The organism is Nocardioides astragali (genome assembly GCF_024436375.1).
In the GTDB taxonomy this organism is placed as follows: Bacteria; Actinomycetota; Actinomycetes; order Propionibacteriales; family Nocardioidaceae; genus Nocardioides; species Nocardioides astragali.
This window is the reverse complement of sequence record NZ_JAFMZM010000002.1, coordinates 361,279-376,360: the sequence shown is the minus strand read 5'-3', so window position 1 is coordinate 376,360 and position 15,082 is coordinate 361,279. Positions and strand designations below refer to the sequence as shown.

Below are 15,082 nucleotides of genomic sequence, written 5' to 3'. Positions count from 1 at the left end.
GAAGGTGTGATGGGAGAGATCCACGACGGCTGGGACGCCCGGCAGACGGCGGACCGTCGGACAGACGCGGAGCTGGTGGCTGCGGTGCGGGACTCCGACCGTGGCGCCCTGCGCGAGCTGTTCGCGCGCCACGAGCCGTGGCTGGCCACCCGGCTGTCGCGCCGCTGTGCCGACCAGACGGTCGTCGACACCGCCATCCAGGACACCTTCCTCGCGGTGTGGCGCAAACCCGGCGGGTGGCGCGGTGACGGCGAGGTGGCGGCCTGGCTGTGGGGCATCGCGGTGCGCTCCCTGCTCCACGAGCTGCGCCCGCGGGCCAACGTCGTGGAGCGACTACGGACGCTGCGCCGCTCACCTGCGGTCTCGGCGGAGGAGGAGGTGCTCGCCCGGGTCGAGCACAGCGACGTGGGGCTGGCCTTCTCACGCCTCTCCCCCGACCTGCAGGCCGTCGTCCAGGCCACCGTCCTGGACGGCCTGACCACCCGCGAGGCGGCCGCACTGCTCGGCATCCCGAGCGGCACCGTCAAGAGCCGGATGAGCCGTGCTCGCACCGAGCTGAGGGAGGCACTGCTGTGACGCAGACCTGGCACGCCGACGACGAGACCTTGCGGTCCTGGGCGGGCGGCACCGCGGCACCCGTCCTGGCCGCCTCCCTGGAGGCCCACCTGCTCCGGTGCGACGAGTGCCGGCGACGAATGGCCTCGTTGGCTCCTTCGACCACCGCGAGCGACGCCGTACGTCGCTGGGACGCGCTGGCCGACGAGATCGACCGGCCGCGCACCACCCCGTTGACCCGGCTCGGCCTCTCGACGCCCGGCCTCCGGGCCGCGTGGCTCGGCGCCGTGCTGGTGCTGCTGCTCGCCCCCGCGACCGTCGCCGCGATGGGTGGTCGGATCCCGCTGGTGCTGGCCGTCGCGCCCTTGGCGCCGCTGGCGGCCGTCGCCCTTGCCTACCGCGCCTCGGTCGAGCCCGCGGGACAGCTCGCCCTGGCCACACCGTCGGCCGGGCTGCGGGTGGTGGCCGCTCGGGCCCTGGTCGTCGCGCTGCCCGCCGTGCCCCTCGGGGTGGGCGGGGCGCTCGCCTTCGGGCTTCCCCTCGACGTCGCCCTCGGGTGGCTGCTTCCCGGGGCCGCCCTCGCTGCCCTCGTGCTCCTCGCGGGCACGACCCGGGTGGACCCCGCCGTCGTCGCCGCGACCCTCGGATCGGTCTGGGCAGTGGCGGTGAGCTGGCCGCCGGCGTCGCGCCGGATGCCGGCCGCGGCCGTTGTCGACCTCGTGGCCTCGGGACCCGTCCAGCTCACCGCCCTTGCCGTCGCGATCGGCGCCATCGCCCTCACCGTCGCCCGCCGCGACGCCGTCGCCTACCGGAGGACCGCATGACCACGACCGACACCGTCACCGGCGCCCTGCTCGCCACCACCGGACTGACGAAGCGGTACGGACCCCTGACCGCCGTCGACCACGTCGACCTGTCCCTGGGCCGGGGCATCGTCGGCCTCCTCGGTCCCAACGGAGCGGGCAAGACCACGCTGCTGCGGATCCTGGCGACGGTGCTGTCACCCGACGCCGGCGACGTACGACTGCTGGGCCTCGACCCGACGGAGCCGAAGGAGCGGCTGGAGATCCGGCGCCGGATCGGGTTCCTCCCGCAGTCCCCCCGCCTCTACGGCGGGTTCACGCCGCTCGAGATGGTCGACTACGTCGCCATCCTCAAGGAGCACACCGACAAGACCTGGCGTCGCAACGAGGCGCGTGCCGCGCTGGAGGCGCTCGGCCTCGGCGACCGGATGCACCAGCGCATCCGCACGCTGTCAGGCGGCATGCAGCAGCGGGTCGCCCTCGCCGCCGCCCTCATCGGCACGCCTCAGCTGCTCGTCCTCGACGAGCCGGCCACCGGCCTCGACCCGGAGCAGCGCATCGCACTGCGCTCGGTGCTCGCCGGCTGTGCCGACGAGGGCACCGTCCTGCTCTCTACCCACAACACGGCCGAGGTGTCGGCGTTGTGCCAGCACGTGCTGGTCATGGACCAGGGCCGGATCTGCTGGTCCGGCGCGCCCGAGGACCTCGCCGCCGCGGCCCAGGGCCAGGTGTGGGAGTCCCCGCACGACGAACCCACCGCCGTCCGCTCCTGGCTGACCGGTCCCGGGAACCGGCGACACCTCGGCACGCCGCCGGAGGGGGCGCGGGTCGTCACTTCGACCCTGGACGACGGCTACCTCCTCGTGACGAGGTTGGCCCGATGATCGCCGTGCTCGCCCGGGCTGCGCTGCCCACGTCGAGGGCGATCCGCTGGACGCCCATCGCAGGCGCGTCCGCGCTCCTGCTCGTGGCGGCGATGCTCACCGCCGCCTCGGGCCGTCCGGCCGACCTGCTGCCGGCCGTCGCCGCGGCCGCCCTCGCGTCGCTCCTGGTCGGCTCGCTCCACGACCCGGCGCACGACCTGCTGGCGCCGGTGCCCGTCTCCGCGATGCAGCGCCGGGCACTGCGGCTGGCACTCATGGGCGGCGCTGTCCTGCTGGTCTGGACGGCGCTGGGGCTGCTCGCTCAGACGTCACCCGCCGCTACCGCAGTCGGGTCACTGCTGGCCCTCGCGGCGAGCGGCGTGGCGGTCGCGGTCTGGGGACCGGCCCGCACAGGCGTGCTCCTCGGCGCGGTCGTGCCGGTCCTGTGGTTCGCCGTCGACCAGGCCGTCCCTGGCGGCGGGCTCGCCGCGGACCTGGTCGGCCTCTGGCGCACCGACCCGTGGCCAGTCGTCGCGGTGGCGCTCGTCGTCTGCCTGATGGGCAGACACCGATGAGCGCGGCCACGACGTACGCCGGCGTCCGGGAGGCCCCTGGGACCCTCCGCGTGGTCTGCGCACTCGCGGCCACGGAGGTCCGCCGGGTGCCGCGCAACCTGTTCCTGCCGCTCGGGCTCGCGTTCGCCCTCTGGCTGCTGCTGGGCGAGATCGACCCGGCGACCGAGGACTGGGCCGGGAGCAGCTACGAGGGGATGGCCGTGTCCTCCGTGTCCCTGATGTGGGGCATCTCGGTCGCCGCGGCCATCGCGTTCCAGCGCGAGCGCGTCCCGGTCGCCCTCGGCGCCGCGGTGCCGGAGGTCGTCCGGGCACTTGCCCGGCTGCTCGCGATGCTGCCCCTGCTCGGGCTCGTTGGCGGGTTCGCCGCCCTCGTGGCCTGGCGGCAACGCGACCTCGGCGGACTGACGGTCGGGGAGGAGCCCGGACGCACGCTCGAGGCCCTCCAGACCACGCCGGAGCTGCTGCAGCACGTCGCGCTGGCCGTCCTGGCGGTCGCGCTCGGCGCTGCCCTGGGCCGGCGGATGGCTCACCTGGCCGCGGTGATCCCCCTGCTGTTCCTCCTCTGGTACCTCGCCGGGGCGTTCTACTGGCTCTACGGACATCCGGCGGTGACGCCTTTCTCCGTCATCCAGGTCCAGCCGGTCCTGGTCCCGATCGGCCCCGCTGACGCCGATCCCCTGGCGTTCCCCGACCACTGGCTGCTCGCGGCACCGAACGAGTACCAGGACGGGTGGAGTCGTCGCTTCGTCTCGACCTCGCTCGCGTGGTGGCACAACGGCTGGCTCCTCGGCCTGGCCCAGCTGCTCCTCGCGGCGGCGCTGCCCAGCGGCACCCTGCGTCGTTGCCTGCTCGTCGGCGGTGTGCTGCTGGCGGTCGTGTCCGCGGTCGCCGAGGTCCGGGTGATCCCGTGAGGCGGGCGCGGGCGTGGCGGGTCCTCCCGCTCGTCCTGGCGCTCCTCGCCTGCACCCCCGCCGCCAGCGACGACGACGGGGAGGTCTTCGTCGCCGGACCCCCGAGTCCGGCGGCACCCAAGGACCCCGACGCGGTTCCGGTCGTCGTCGACACCGACCTTGCCCCTGACGACCTTGCTGCGTTGGCGCTCCTGCTGCGGCACCCCCACGTCCGCGTCGTCGGCGTGACGGTGCCGCAGACCGGCATGGTCACGTGCACCGGCCTGCTCGGCGACTTCTTCGCCGCCCTCCGGGCTCCCGCCCCGCCGGTCGCGTGCGGTGGAGCGGAGCGAGGAAGGGAGGGCATCGCCTTCCCGGCGCAGTGGACGCTGTCCTCCACCACGATGAGCGGGTTGGACATCCGCGAGGAGACCCTCGACCTTCAGCCCGTGCGTCGGTCCTCGGCGGAGCTGATCGCCCGACTCGCCCGCAGGCATGAGCACCTCCACGTGGTCGCGCTCGGCCCGCTGACCGACGTCGCGGCGGTCCTGCGCGATCACCCGGACGACTACTCCCGCCTCGCCGGCATCATCACGATGGCCGGCACCGTCGACTCACCGTCCTACGCCGACGGCATCGGCGAGTGGAACGCCGCGGCCGACCCGGTGCCGTTCGCCGAGGTGGTGGCCGGGCCGGTGCCACTGACGATCGTGCCGGACGACCCGGTGCCCCGCGGCGCTCCCGGCGGGCTGGCGGGACCCGTGGTCGGCGGGCTCGGCCGGGTTCCCGGTTTCGAGTCTCCTGCCTACTGGGACCTCGCCACCGCCGGCGTCTTCGTCGCGCCGGGAGTCGCCACCACTCAGACCGGGACCTGGGAGGTCGACGTGAAGGCTGACCGCGGTCGCCTGCGTCGTACGGGCGAGGGCGACGTCCGCGTCGTGACGGAGCTCGACGCCGCAGCCCTCGACGACGTCTATCGCAGCGTCTTCCGCTGACGCCCCGTGGCCGAGCGGCTCACTCCCGCGCCCTAGGTTCGCAGGAGCGTGTCCAGCCGCCGGCGTACGACGAGCAGGCCGAGCACACCCATCACCACCAGGTAGCCAACAGAGACCGCCGACCCCCAGGTCACGGCACCGGTGGTCAGCTCGCGGCACAGCACGACTCCTCGATAGAGAGGGGTCGCCTCGACGATCCAGCGGAGCACGTTGTCGCCGAACGCCTCGACCGGGAAGAACGTGCCCGAGAAGATGAACAGGGGCAGCTGGACGAGAGAGATCTTGTCGAAGTCCTGGAAGCTCTTCATGTAGGTCGTCCACGCCATGAAGACCGCGCTGAAGGAGAACCCGATGAGCAGCGTGGCCGGCAGCGCGAGCAGCGCCCACCAGCTGTTGATCATGCCCATCGCGAGCATCACGAGCAGGAACATTGCTGCGTAGGACGCGCCCCGGATCTGCCCCCACAGGATCTCCCCGCGCGCCACGTCGGTGGTGCTCAACGGCGTCGCCAGCATCTGGTCGTACAGCTTGGTGTAGCGCAGCTTGAAGAACACGTTGAAGGTGGAGTCGAGCATCGCTCCGTTGAACGCCGAGGCGGCGAGCATCGCCGGCGCGACGAAGTCGGCGTAGGGGATGACCTGGCCGTGGAACTCGAACGTGCCGATCAGCTGGCCGACACCGATCCCGATGGCGAACAGGTAGAACACCGGCTCGAGGAAGCCCGTCAGGAAGAGCTTCCAGTAGCGCTTGTAGGTGGTGTAGTTGCGCAGGGTGATGGCACCCACCGCCTGCATCGGCGTCAGCACGGCCATCAGGACCTCATCCGCCCCTCCATCCCGCGGATGGCCCACAGCCAGCCGAAGGCGGTGATGATGGCCAGGACCGCGAGGTGCACCAGCGCGCGCGGCAGGTCCACCGTGTCGAGGCAGAGCGTCCGGGTGAGGTCGACGCCGTGCCACAGCGGGGTGAACCAGGCGACCACCTCCAGCACCGGGCCGAGGTTGGCGATCGGGAAGAACGAGCCGGAGAACAGCATCAACGGGACGACCCCGAGCCGGAAGATCAGGCCGAAACCCTCCTCGGAGCTCATCCGCGTGCTGATGCCGAAGATGACGGTCGCGAAAGCCATGCCGAGCAGGAGCAGCACGAACCAGGCCAGGATCGGGCCCCACCATGAGGCGAACACGCCGAACGGTGCCAGCACGAGCAGGAAGACCGCGCACGCGGAGGCGATGCGGAACGCCACGAACCCCAGATGCGCGTTGACGATGTCGCGTACGCCCAGAGGTGTGGCGAGCTGTGCGTGGTAGCTCTTGTGCCACTTGATCCCGCCCATGACCGGGTACGTCGTCTCCCCAACGGCGATCTGCATGGCGTGTCCGGCCACCAGGCCGGGGACGACGAAGTCGAGGTAGGACGTGGCGCCCTCGAGCCGGGCGGGGTCGCCCGGGACGAAGCCGCCGAGCAGGACTCCCATCCCCACGACGTAGAAGAGGGGCGAGATGAAGCTGGAGATGACTCCGCCGCGCCACGTGCGCTTGAGGACCGTCCACCAGTAGTCGAGCTGACGCAGCGCGCCCTCGAGGATGCCGAGGCCAGTCGCCCGGTCGAGCCTGTCCAGCCCGTCCTGACTGGCCATCAGTCCACCAGCGTCCGGCCGGTCAGCTTGAGGAACACGTCCTCCAGGGTGGAGCGACGCACCAGCACTGCGATCGGCTCGAGGCCGCGCTCGTGCACCTTGGCGATGACCTCCTCGCCGTCAGGGCTGTAGACGAGGATCCGGTCCGGCAACACCTCCAGCCGCCCGAGGTCCTCGATCTTGCCCGCGATCTGCTCGTGGACGTTTCCCTCGTCGGCGATCCCGAAGCGCAGCTCGGCGACCTCACGGGTGGAGTGCTCGTCGATGAGCTGCCGCGGCGAGCCCTCGGCGGCGATCACCCCCTTGTCCATGACCACGAGCCGGTCGCACAGCTGCTCGGCCTCGTCCATGTAGTGGGTGGTGATGACCAGGGTGACGCCGGCCTGCTTGAGACGGAAGAGCTGGTCCCACAGGACGTGGCGGGCCTGCGGGTCGAGGCCCGTGGTGGGCTCGTCGAGCAGCAGCAGGTCGGGACTGTTGACCAGCGAGCGGGCGATGGTGAGCCGGCGCTTCATGCCTCCGGAGAGGTTCTCGACCTTGGCCTGGCGCTTGTCGGTGAGCTGCACGAACTCCAGCAGCTCCTCGGCCCGCGCACGCACGGTGGCCTTGTCGATGCCGAAGTAGCGGCCGTAGACATAGAGGTTGTCGAAGACGTTGAGCTCGTTGTCGAGCGTGTCCTCCTGCGGGCACACGCCGAGCCGGGAGCGGATCGCCGGCCCCTCGGTCGCCGGGTCCATGCCCAGGATCCTCAGCTCGCCGCCGGACACGGGGCTGACGGTCGCGATCATGCGCATCGTGCTCGACTTGCCAGCACCGTTGGGGCCGAGGAAGCCGAAGGCCTCGCCCTTGCGGACCTCGACGTCGATGCCCTTCACGGCGTCCACGTCGCCGAAGGACTTGCGGAGTCCCCGAGCCGAGATCATCGGTTCCGTCACGTGGCCGACACTAGATCAGGGCCGCGACATCGGGGTAATGATTGCCCGTAGAGAGCTGTGCACGGAGGACGGACAGCCTTCCCCCTCCTGCCCTACGGTGAACGGGTGAACGACCCGGTCGTCGAACCCGTCTCGCCACGCGCTCCGGCCATGACCGGAGCAGTGATGATGAACCAGGGCTGGCACGACCTGACGTTCCTGCACTGGGCCGTCGACCCGGCGCTGGTCGCGCACCGGATGCCTGCGGGCGCCCGTCCGGACAGCGTCGACGGTGTCACGTACGTCGGCCTGATCCCGTTCCGGGCAGTGGGCACCGGGATCGGCCGCGGTCCCGGTATCCCCTGGCTCGGATCGTTCCTCGAGACCAACGTGCGGCTCTACTCGGTCGACGAGAGGGGGCGTCGCGGCATCGTCTTCCTCAGCCTCGACACCAACCGGGGACCGGCCGTGATCGGTGCCCGGGCGGCCTTCGGGCTGCCCTACCGCTGGGCGAGCATGAGCCACCGGGTGGACGGAGACGTGCACTCCTACGACGCGCGCCTCCGCCGCCTCGGTCCACGGCCCGAGAGCCATGTCGTGGTGCGGGTCGGCGAGCGACGAGAGAGGACCCCGCTCGACGACTTCCTCAGCGCGCGGTGGCGCGTCCACGTGCACTGGTGGGGTCGGACGCTCCACATCCGCAGCCGGCACGAGCCCTGGCCCGTGCACGACGCCGAGGTGCTGGCACTGGACGACGGCCTGATGGCATCGGGGGGCCTGCCCGGCCTGGCGGCCCGGGCGCCCGACCACGTGGCCTTCAGCCCCGGGGTGTCCGCTGAGCTCGGGTGGCCCCGGGACGTACGCCGTCCAGGGGGTGCGTGACGAGCGGCCCACGGCACGACCCGACGGACCCGGCGAGGATCGCCGTCCCCCCGAAGACCCGAACCCACCAGCCATGCACTACGCTGGTGTTGTTGAAGGGGCGGTTCTCGGATCGCCCTGGCCGCGCACGTAGTCGCGGCTCGTATCTTGTACTCCTGGTTTTCGGTTCGCTGGACATCAGCTCAGTTGGATGTCTTCAATGGCACGAGGGCACGTTGCCCTCGGCACCGAACAAGGGAACAGATCATGGCTTCAGGAACTGTCAAGTGGTTCAACGCTGACAAGGGCTTCGGCTTCATCGCGCAGGATGGCGGCGGCGAGGACGTGTTCGTCCACTTCTCCGCGATCCAGTCCAGCGGCTACAAGTCGCTCGAGGACAACCAGAAGGTCGAGTTCGACCTCGCCCAGGGCCCCAAGGGTCCCCAGGCTGAGAACGTCCGCATCGTCTGAGATCCACCAACGTCTGGCCCCGACCGCTCTTGCGGTCGGGGCCATTCGTGCGTGTGGGACGTCGGCCCTGCTGGGCAGGCTCAGGCGGCGTCCCGCTGGGTCGCCTCCTTCGTACGCCGGGCCGCCTCCAGGCCCGCGAGGTGGCCGAACACCAGTCCGAGCGAGATCGTGCCTCCGGCGCCGCCGTAGAACCCCTTCGTGGGTGCGCCGCCCGCATTGCCCGCCGCGTACAGACCGGGGATGACCCGCCCCTCGGTGTCCAGCGCCCGCCCGCGGGCATCGGTCCTGGGACCCCCTACGGTGCCCAAGGCGCTGGCCTCGACCTTCAGTGCGTAGTAGGGGGAGGTGTCGAGCGGCCCGAGCACACTGGACCTGGGGCTCTCGAGCACCGGGCGGATGATCCTCGCCATGGGTCCGACGACGACCGAGCGCACTCGCTCAGGGTCGTTGCTCCTCGCTGCCCGGCCGGCGAGCCTGTTGACCACGGGACCGATCGCCTTGGCGATGCGCAGCCGGGCCTTCGCGGTGGCCGCCGGGAACCGAGCGTCGGGCGAGTAGCTGCCGAGCCTCGGGTAGTAGGCGCCGAAGTAGCGGTCGAACAACGTGTCCCCGCGGCCGAACTGCGGGTCCTGAGCGCGTCGGGCTTCCGGGTTGAAGCGGTCGACGGTGCCGAGCAGTCCTCCCTCGTCGATGTCGATCTCCCTCGCCAGCTCGGCCAGGGTGTCCGCGCGGTGGAGGTAGCCGGGCGCCTCTCCCCCGGGCTCGATCCCGAAGATGCCGAACTTGTCCCAGTAGTTCTGGTCGAAGACCAGCCATGCCTCGGCGTTGGGCATGTCCCCGGTCTCGGGATCGACCTCGCGCATGATGGCGCCGAACTGGTCGTAGGCCAGGGCCTCGTTCGCGAAGCGCTCGCCCTTGCGGTTCACCATGATGCTGTGCGGCAGCGCGCGCTCGCCCAGGAAGACCCGGCTGAGCGGGCGGCCTTCGAGCTCCTCGCCGGGCAGCTGCACGCCGGGCATCCACCAGGCGTCCTGCATGCCGGTCAGGTCGGCACCGACCTCCTCGGCCAGCTGGACGGCGATGCCGTCGTGGCCGGCGGGTGAGACCTGCGTGCCGAGGGGTCCGTCGAGGTAGGTCGAGGTGGCGTCGGCGGAGCTCTCGAAGCCGCCGCTCGCGAGAAGGACACCGCCGGTGGTGCGTACGGTGTGATCGACACCGTCAGCGCGTACGACGACGCCGCGCACGCCCGCCCCCTGCGCCACGAGGCGGACGGCTGGCGCCTCGACGCGTACGTCCACTCCGTTGCGCAGGCCTGCCTCGAGCAGCGCCCCGACGAGGGCGGGGCCGGCCAGCCAGGCCTCGTCGATGCCCATGCCGCCGAGCAACCAGAAGGGCAGCGGGTTCTTGGCCATGCCCGTGGTCAGGGCCGGGCGCACGTACTTCGCGGCCTCACCCAGTCCCTGGGGCGAGTACGGGCCGGGGAAGAGAGCCCGGCCGATGGACGCGCCGTCGATGTCCGAGCGGTAGTCTGGCCAGATCGTCGGGATCCATCCGAAGGACGTGTGCTCCTCGATGTAGCGGGCGACGCGGGGGCCGGTCTCCAGGAACTGCTCGACCAGGGCGTGGTCGAGGACCTTGTCCCGCCCCTGGCCGTAGATGTAGCGCCGAGCCTGGTCCAGGTCGTCCTTCACCTTCAGCTGCTTGGTGGAGAACCCGTGGTTGGGGATCCAGGCGGCACCGGCCGAGATGCCGGTGGCACCCCCGACGAGCTCGCGGGACTCCACGACGAGGACACGGGCGCCCTGCTTGGCGGCGGTGAGTGCCGCCATCAGGCCGGCACCTCCAGATCCGACGATGGCGACGTCCACCTCGTCCGGGATCCCCAGGTCGGAGACGGTTCCGATGGAGCCGGGGAACTGGCGGGAACTGCTGGTCATGTGGTCCTCCTGTGCATGCGATGGGTTGGGTGAGCGACCGCTACCAGTTGGCTGGCGCGTCGCTGGCCGGGAAGGAGTCGCGCCCCCAGACGTCGACGATGTCCGGCACGCCGGCGTCGACCTCGCGCTCCGCGAGCGATCGAGCCTCGCCAACCGGGCGTGGTGCGGTCTCTGTCGCGGTCATCTCTGACTCCTTCCTCGGGCGGCTGTCACTGGGTGCAACACCCGATATGGTTGGAATCATCCAACTAAATGGTGACGCTAGTCTCGTCGTATGGATCGAGCGCCTGCTCCCGGGGCTGACGCCGCTATCGCCCTCGAGCGCGCGGTGCCGATGTTGGTGCGCTGGTTCACCAGGAGCGACGTGAAGCGGGCGATGCTGGCCGACGCGGAGCCGGCCCTGTCCTGGACCGATGCCTGGCTGCTGGGCCGGATCACGGACACCGGACCCGTCCGACTCTCGGAGCTGGCCGACTGGCAGGAGGTCGACCGCTCCACGATGACCACCCAGGTCCGCCGGCTGGAGGACCTGGGAATGGTCGAGCGCGACGGCGACCCGCGGGACGGCCGGGCCGTCCTGGTGAGTGCCACCCGCGCGGGCGCCGCGCGTCATCGGCGTACGAAGCTGACGGCCCGCTCGCTCTACGAGAAGCTCCTCGACGACTGGTCGGACGACGACCTCCGAGCCGCCGCCCAGGTGGCGCGTCGCCTCACGCAGACACTTGAACCGCCCCGCGTGTCGCCTGCTCCGGCGAAGGGGCCCTGAGGATGGCGTCGACCGGCCGAGCCCAGTCCGGCTACCCCTCGCCAGCGGCGCGTGCCTCGCCGAGGGTGAGGGACGGGTTCCGCACGGCGGGGATGGCTCGCCGACCGACGAGGGCACGTAGCGAGTCCGTGGCATCCCAGTCGTTGACGTGCATCCCGGCGGCCACGCGGCCACCGGCGATCCAGAGAGCGGTGAACCTGCGGTCGGCGATGCTGCCGCGGATCACCACCTCGTCGTGGCCCTCCCGCCCGACGTGACCGACGTACTCCATGCCGAGGTCGTACTGGTCGGTGAAGAAGTAGGGCTGGCGGACGTAGGGCTGGTCGTCGCCGAGCATCACGCGCGCCGCATGGCGGCCGTGGTGGATGGCCGTGTCCCAGTGCTCGACGCGCAGGCGCCCGTGGAGCGGATGGTCGTGGTGGGCGACGTCTCCTGCGGCATACACGTGAGGGGCACTGGCACGGAGTCGGGCATCGACCAGCACCCCGTGGTCCGTGGCCAGCCCTGCCTTGGCTGCCAGCGAGTCGTCGGGCTCCGCACCTATGCCGACGAGGATCAGGTCGGGGGTGACGTCGGTGCCGTCGTCGAGACGTACGGTGGTGCGCCCCTCGACGTGCTCGATGGCGAGGATGCTCGTGTCGAGTCGGAGGTCCACGCCGTGCTCGCGGTGCAGGTCGGCGACCATGGGAGCGATCTCCGGGCCGAGCACGCGGACCAGGGGCTGCGATGCGTTCTCGACGATCGTGACCGCGCCACCCGCCTGCCGAGCTGCGGCGGCGACCTCCAGCCCTATCCAGCCGGCGCCGACGATCAGCAGGCGTTCGGTGAGCCGGGGCGCGAGCGCCAGCGCGTCGTCGATCGTGCGGAGGTAGGCCACGTCGGCCCCGGACTGGTCGGCCAGCGGCAGACGGCGCGGCCGGGCGCCGGTGGCCAGGAGCAGCCGGTCGTAGGACAGGCGTCGATCCGCGAGGGTGACGTGGCTGGTGTCGCGGTCGATGTCCGTGACGGCCGCGCCGGTGATCAGCTCGACCTGGTGGTCGGCGTACCAGGAAGTCGGGTGGGCGAAGACGGAGTCAGGATCGACGTCGCCCAGCAGCAGCCCCTTGGAGAGCGGCGGCCGCTCGTACGGGGGGTGCGGCTCGTCGCCGATCAACGTGATGTCACCCGTGTGTCCCTGTGCGCGGAGCTCCTGGGCGGCGTTGGCGCCGGCGAGGCCGGCTCCGATGATGACGATGTTCATGGGGTGCTCCTGGTCAGGGCGAGGAACTCGGCACGGGTGCGGGAGTCGTCCCGCAGGTGGCCGAAGAGGGCGGAGGTGCTGGTGCGCGCCCCGGGCGTACGCGCGCCGCGCAGTCCCATGCACGTGTGCTCCGCCTCCACGACCACGCCGACGCCTCGGGGGTCCAGCTCGGTGCGGAGGTGATCGGCGATGCGCTTGGTCAGGCGCTCCTGCGTCTGCGGTCGACGAGCGTGCAGCTCGACCATCCGGGCGAGCTTCGACAGCCCGACGATCCGCTCGCCGGGGATGTAGCCGACGTGGGCGACCCCGACGAAGGGCAGCATGTGGTGCTCGCACAACGACTGGACCCTGATGTCCCGGACCAGGACGAGCTCGTCGTAGTCGTCGTCGTTGGGGAAGGTCGTCAGCTCGAAGTCCGCGCCGCTGGTCATCTCGATCAGCGCGTGGGCCATCCGGCGTGGTGTCTCGACGAGGTTGTCGTCAGTCAGGTCCATGCCCAGGGCGGTGAGCAGGTCGGCTGCCGCCCGTTCCGCCGCCAGCGGGTCGACCCGCTGGAGGTGCGTGACCCGTGGACGCCAGCGCGAGGCGGTGTCCGCGTCGGGCGCGGCGGTGACGGCACTCATACCTGTGCCTGGTGCCGGTCGAACGCCAGTGTCGCCAGCGCAAGTGCGCCGACCAGGAGTCCGAAGTCCCGCAGGGCGACGTCGTAGTAGGCACCCATGGAGACCAGGTTGATGATGATGCCCGCGAGCCAGCCCGCCACGAGCAGTGCGCCGAACCGCGGCGCCACCGCGACGGCGACGCCGGCCACTACCTCGATCACACCCACCGCCAGCATGGCCTGGTGAGCAGTGCCCGGCACGAGGTCGTCGACCCAGGGCGCGAGGTACTGCTCCCAGTCGGTGAGGAGCCCTGCGAACTTGTCGAGGCCGAACGCGACGGGCGCGACGGTGAAGACCGTGCGCAGCAGCCGGTAGGCCCGATCGGTGCCGCGTTGCGAGCGGGTGCCCGGGAGGGACGCGGTGGTGGAGGTCATCGGTGTGCTCCTCTCTCGTTGCCCCCCACCAGAAGGGGGGCGATGATGGTCCTCGTCGAGAGGTCCGTGACCGTGTTGGTGTCAGGAGCGCCGGAATTCTTACCCCGCAGGCAGTGCGGAGGTAAGACCGGGGCGTCTCGACGACACCAACCAGGCATGACCACCCACACCACGCGAGGGACGGCCGGCTGCGGCAGCGGTCCCCCGACAGACGCCCGCACCTGGCGGCGGTGTCGCCTGCTCGAGGCAGGCTTCCAGGAAAGCCTGGCCGACGCGGTCGCTGCCGACCCGTTGTTCGACCTCCACGTGCTGCTGCAGCTCCTCGACCGGGGCTGTCCTCCCGAGCTCGCGGTCCGCATCACTGCCCCGTCGCCCGGCGAGGTGGTCCGATGACGACCGTGGAGCGAGCCGACTCCGGCGTGGACACGCCGACGGATGACGACACCGCCTGGTGGACGCACCTCGGCCAGGACGATCCCGCCGGGCATGCGGCCATGGCCAGCCTGCACGAGCTGCTGCTGCGCGCCAGTCGCTACCAGGTGTGGAGGTTGCGCGACCTCCTCCCCGGGGCCGATGCCGCCCAGGTCGACGACCTGGCCCAGCAGGCGGCCGACGACGCGCTGGTCGCCGTGCTGCGCAAGCTCCCGACCTTCGAAGGGCGCAGCCGGTTCACCACGTGGGCCTTCAAGTTCGGGATCCTGCACGCCGGCGTCGCCGTACGCAGCCAGGCCTGGCGTCACCGCGAGGTCCCGCTCCCCGACACGTTCCCGCTCGTGGATCCCGCGCCCTCACCGGCCGCAGTGAGCGAAGCCGCGCAGCTGTCCCGCGCCGTCCACGACGCGATCGCCACGCAGCTCACCCCCCACCAGCGCCGGGTGGTGCTGGCACTCCTGGTCGAGGACGTCCCCATCGACGTCCTGGCCGATCGGCTCGGCAGCAGCCGCAACGCCCTCTACAAAGCACTCCACGATGCCCGCCAGCGGCTGCGCCAGGCCCTCATCGCGAGCGGTGACCTCGACGCGCCGTCCACCCGGAGGACCCCATGAACGACCAGAACCCGACCGTGAGCGCCCTCACCGTCGCCAGCCTGCTCGTCGACACCGAGCCCTACCTCTCCTGTGACGACTGCTTCGAGCGGATGGACCAGTACGTCGAACGGCGTCTGGCCGACCGGCATCACGACGACCTCGAGATGACCACGCACCTGGCCGGCTGCGGCGTGTGTGCGGAAGAGGCCGATGCCCTGGAAGCGCTCCTGCGGGAGGACGCCCAGTGACCTCCTCAGACGCTCCTGACGCCGCTCCCTCCGAGTCCCAGCCGCCCGGCGGGCTGGTCGAGGTCCTCACGAGGTGGGAACGCTCGGGCGGTCACTGGCACGTGTTGAGCTCGAGGGACGACTGGATCGACATCGGCCTCTTCTCGTGTGACGGCCTCGAGCAGATGAGCCACGTCAGCGGGGCTCGCACCACGGTGCTCCACGACTACCTGGCCGACCGCGACAGCAGCGCTGGTTGAGGCTGCGCGTGCCAGGGTCGGT

At 71.3% G+C, this 15,082-nt stretch carries 21 protein-coding genes; 13 read left to right on the top strand and 8 right to left on the bottom strand.

What is annotated here, in order from left to right; translation table 11 throughout:
- The first annotated feature begins 9 nt into the window (after positions 1 to 9).
- From J3P44_RS06860 to J3P44_RS06835, 6 genes are read left to right on the top strand one after another with little or no spacing between them, the layout of a single operon-like run.
- On the top strand, positions 10 to 576 hold the full coding sequence (locus tag J3P44_RS06860) for an RNA polymerase sigma factor (protein ID WP_255889523.1): 567 nt from the start codon (positions 10 to 12) through the stop codon (positions 574 to 576).
- Complete coding sequence (locus J3P44_RS06855; protein WP_255889521.1) at positions 573 to 1,379, top strand: cupin domain-containing protein; 807 nt, start codon at positions 573 to 575, stop codon at positions 1,377 to 1,379. The genes J3P44_RS06860 and J3P44_RS06855 overlap by 4 nt, the downstream gene beginning before the upstream one ends.
- Positions 1,376 to 2,242 (top strand): ABC transporter ATP-binding protein, encoded by an 867-nt coding sequence (locus J3P44_RS06850; RefSeq protein ID WP_255889520.1) that lies wholly within the window; start codon positions 1,376 to 1,378, stop codon positions 2,240 to 2,242. Before J3P44_RS06855 ends, J3P44_RS06850 begins: the two co-directional genes overlap by 4 nt.
- Entirely contained in the window at positions 2,239 to 2,796 is a 558-nt protein-coding gene (locus J3P44_RS06845; protein WP_255889519.1) for a hypothetical protein, read from the top strand. The genes J3P44_RS06850 and J3P44_RS06845 overlap by 4 nt, the downstream gene beginning before the upstream one ends.
- Complete coding sequence (locus J3P44_RS06840; RefSeq protein WP_255889517.1) at positions 2,793 to 3,707, top strand: hypothetical protein; 915 nt, start codon at positions 2,793 to 2,795, stop codon at positions 3,705 to 3,707. Before J3P44_RS06845 ends, J3P44_RS06840 begins: the two co-directional genes overlap by 4 nt.
- Complete coding sequence (locus tag J3P44_RS06835) at positions 3,704 to 4,681, top strand: nucleoside hydrolase (RefSeq protein ID WP_255889516.1); 978 nt, start codon at positions 3,704 to 3,706, stop codon at positions 4,679 to 4,681. The genes J3P44_RS06840 and J3P44_RS06835 overlap by 4 nt, the downstream gene beginning before the upstream one ends.
- Before the next feature lie 32 nt (positions 4,682 to 4,713).
- Here J3P44_RS06835 and J3P44_RS06830 read toward each other — a convergent pair whose 3' ends face one another.
- The 3 genes from J3P44_RS06830 to J3P44_RS06820 are packed head-to-tail and all read right to left on the bottom strand — an operon-like array spanning position 4,714 to position 7,255.
- Positions 4,714 to 5,493 carry an ABC transporter permease gene (locus tag J3P44_RS06830; RefSeq protein ID WP_255889515.1) on the bottom strand — a complete coding sequence of 260 codons (780 nt, stop codon included), beginning with the start codon at positions 5,491 to 5,493 and terminating at the stop codon, positions 4,714 to 4,716.
- Positions 5,493 to 6,320 (bottom strand): ABC transporter permease, encoded by an 828-nt coding sequence (locus J3P44_RS06825; RefSeq protein ID WP_255889514.1) that lies wholly within the window; start codon positions 6,318 to 6,320, stop codon positions 5,493 to 5,495. The genes J3P44_RS06830 and J3P44_RS06825 overlap by 1 nt, the downstream gene beginning before the upstream one ends.
- Positions 6,320 to 7,255, bottom strand: coding sequence for an ABC transporter ATP-binding protein (locus J3P44_RS06820; protein ID WP_443678170.1), 936 nt, complete (start codon positions 7,253 to 7,255; stop codon positions 6,320 to 6,322). The genes J3P44_RS06825 and J3P44_RS06820 overlap by 1 nt, the downstream gene beginning before the upstream one ends.
- A 105-nt stretch (positions 7,256 to 7,360) precedes the next feature.
- Between J3P44_RS06820 and J3P44_RS06815 the strand changes: the two genes are divergently transcribed.
- Both J3P44_RS06815 and J3P44_RS06810 read left to right on the top strand, forming a co-directional pair.
- Positions 7,361 to 8,116 (top strand): YqjF family protein, encoded by a 756-nt coding sequence (locus J3P44_RS06815; protein WP_255889513.1) that lies wholly within the window; start codon positions 7,361 to 7,363, stop codon positions 8,114 to 8,116.
- Positions 8,117 to 8,362: 246 nt separating this feature from the next.
- Complete coding sequence (locus J3P44_RS06810) at positions 8,363 to 8,566, top strand: cold-shock protein (protein WP_255889512.1); 204 nt, start codon at positions 8,363 to 8,365, stop codon at positions 8,564 to 8,566.
- Positions 8,567 to 8,646: 80 nt separating this feature from the next.
- Here J3P44_RS06810 and J3P44_RS06805 read toward each other — a convergent pair whose 3' ends face one another.
- Positions 8,647 to 10,503 (bottom strand): FAD-dependent oxidoreductase, encoded by a 1,857-nt coding sequence (locus J3P44_RS06805; RefSeq protein WP_305122091.1) that lies wholly within the window; start codon positions 10,501 to 10,503, stop codon positions 8,647 to 8,649.
- Between the two features lie 40 nt (positions 10,504 to 10,543).
- A complete protein-coding gene (locus tag J3P44_RS06800) occupies positions 10,544 to 10,687 on the bottom strand; it encodes a hypothetical protein (RefSeq protein WP_255889511.1) in 144 nt (47 codons plus the stop codon).
- A 90-nt stretch (positions 10,688 to 10,777) separates the two neighbouring features.
- Between J3P44_RS06800 and J3P44_RS06795 the strand changes: the two genes are divergently transcribed.
- A complete protein-coding gene (locus tag J3P44_RS06795) occupies positions 10,778 to 11,269 on the top strand; it encodes a MarR family transcriptional regulator (RefSeq protein WP_255889510.1) in 492 nt (163 codons plus the stop codon).
- A gap of 31 nt (positions 11,270 to 11,300) precedes the next feature.
- Here J3P44_RS06795 and J3P44_RS06790 read toward each other — a convergent pair whose 3' ends face one another.
- From J3P44_RS06790 to J3P44_RS06780, 3 genes are read right to left on the bottom strand one after another with little or no spacing between them, the layout of a single operon-like run.
- Positions 11,301 to 12,509: an NAD(P)/FAD-dependent oxidoreductase gene (locus tag J3P44_RS06790; RefSeq protein ID WP_255889508.1), complete on the bottom strand. Its 1,209-nt coding sequence runs from the start codon at positions 12,507 to 12,509 to the stop codon at positions 11,301 to 11,303.
- Positions 12,506 to 13,132, bottom strand: coding sequence for a GTP cyclohydrolase I FolE (folE, locus tag J3P44_RS06785; protein WP_255889506.1), 627 nt, complete (start codon positions 13,130 to 13,132; stop codon positions 12,506 to 12,508). Before folE ends, J3P44_RS06790 begins: the two co-directional genes overlap by 4 nt.
- Positions 13,129 to 13,545, bottom strand: coding sequence for a hypothetical protein (locus J3P44_RS06780; protein ID WP_255889505.1), 417 nt, complete (start codon positions 13,543 to 13,545; stop codon positions 13,129 to 13,131). Before J3P44_RS06780 ends, folE begins: the two co-directional genes overlap by 4 nt.
- Before the next feature lie 156 nt (positions 13,546 to 13,701).
- Between J3P44_RS06780 and J3P44_RS06775 the strand changes: the two genes are divergently transcribed.
- The 4 genes from J3P44_RS06775 to J3P44_RS06760 are packed head-to-tail and all read left to right on the top strand — an operon-like array spanning position 13,702 to position 15,060.
- Complete coding sequence (locus J3P44_RS06775) at positions 13,702 to 13,938, top strand: hypothetical protein (RefSeq protein ID WP_255889504.1); 237 nt, start codon at positions 13,702 to 13,704, stop codon at positions 13,936 to 13,938.
- Positions 13,935 to 14,591 carry an RNA polymerase sigma factor gene (locus J3P44_RS06770; protein WP_255889503.1) on the top strand — a complete coding sequence of 219 codons (657 nt, stop codon included), beginning with the start codon at positions 13,935 to 13,937 and terminating at the stop codon, positions 14,589 to 14,591. The genes J3P44_RS06775 and J3P44_RS06770 overlap by 4 nt, the downstream gene beginning before the upstream one ends.
- Positions 14,588 to 14,821 (top strand): anti-sigma factor, encoded by a 234-nt coding sequence (locus J3P44_RS06765; RefSeq protein WP_255889501.1) that lies wholly within the window; start codon positions 14,588 to 14,590, stop codon positions 14,819 to 14,821. Before J3P44_RS06770 ends, J3P44_RS06765 begins: the two co-directional genes overlap by 4 nt.
- Entirely contained in the window at positions 14,818 to 15,060 is a 243-nt protein-coding gene (locus J3P44_RS06760; RefSeq protein ID WP_255889500.1) for a hypothetical protein, read from the top strand. The genes J3P44_RS06765 and J3P44_RS06760 overlap by 4 nt, the downstream gene beginning before the upstream one ends.
- Positions 15,061 to 15,082: the final 22 nt, after the last annotated feature.

What these genes read in the sequence shown, in the direction of transcription:
- J3P44_RS06795 (WP_255889510.1), top strand. Translation starts at nt 10,778, where the DNA reads ATGGATCGAGCGCCTGCTCCCGGGGCTGACGCCGCTATCGCCCTCGAG.
- J3P44_RS06805 (WP_305122091.1), bottom strand. Translation starts at nt 10,503, where the DNA reads ATGACCAGCAGTTCCCGCCAGTTCCCCGGCTCCATCGGAACCGTCTCC.
- J3P44_RS06765 (WP_255889501.1), top strand. Translation starts at nt 14,588, where the DNA reads ATGAACGACCAGAACCCGACCGTGAGCGCCCTCACCGTCGCCAGCCTG.
- J3P44_RS06790 (WP_255889508.1), bottom strand. Translation starts at nt 12,509, where the DNA reads ATGAACATCGTCATCATCGGAGCCGGCCTCGCCGGCGCCAACGCCGCC.
- J3P44_RS06770 (WP_255889503.1), top strand. Translation starts at nt 13,935, where the DNA reads ATGACGACCGTGGAGCGAGCCGACTCCGGCGTGGACACGCCGACGGAT.
- J3P44_RS06825 (WP_255889514.1), bottom strand. Translation starts at nt 6,320, where the DNA reads ATGGCCAGTCAGGACGGGCTGGACAGGCTCGACCGGGCGACTGGCCTC.
- J3P44_RS06830 (WP_255889515.1), bottom strand. Translation starts at nt 5,493, where the DNA reads ATGGCCGTGCTGACGCCGATGCAGGCGGTGGGTGCCATCACCCTGCGC.
- J3P44_RS06800 (WP_255889511.1), bottom strand. Translation starts at nt 10,687, where the DNA reads ATGACCGCGACAGAGACCGCACCACGCCCGGTTGGCGAGGCTCGATCG.
- J3P44_RS06860 (WP_255889523.1), top strand. Translation starts at nt 10, where the DNA reads ATGGGAGAGATCCACGACGGCTGGGACGCCCGGCAGACGGCGGACCGT.
- J3P44_RS06840 (WP_255889517.1), top strand. Translation starts at nt 2,793, where the DNA reads ATGAGCGCGGCCACGACGTACGCCGGCGTCCGGGAGGCCCCTGGGACC.
- J3P44_RS06850 (WP_255889520.1), top strand. Translation starts at nt 1,376, where the DNA reads ATGACCACGACCGACACCGTCACCGGCGCCCTGCTCGCCACCACCGGA.
- folE (WP_255889506.1), bottom strand. Translation starts at nt 13,132, where the DNA reads ATGAGTGCCGTCACCGCCGCGCCCGACGCGGACACCGCCTCGCGCTGG.
- J3P44_RS06780 (WP_255889505.1), bottom strand. Translation starts at nt 13,545, where the DNA reads ATGACCTCCACCACCGCGTCCCTCCCGGGCACCCGCTCGCAACGCGGC.
- J3P44_RS06810 (WP_255889512.1), top strand. Translation starts at nt 8,363, where the DNA reads ATGGCTTCAGGAACTGTCAAGTGGTTCAACGCTGACAAGGGCTTCGGC.
- J3P44_RS06775 (WP_255889504.1), top strand. Translation starts at nt 13,702, where the DNA reads ATGACCACCCACACCACGCGAGGGACGGCCGGCTGCGGCAGCGGTCCC.
- J3P44_RS06845 (WP_255889519.1), top strand. Translation starts at nt 2,239, where the DNA reads ATGATCGCCGTGCTCGCCCGGGCTGCGCTGCCCACGTCGAGGGCGATC.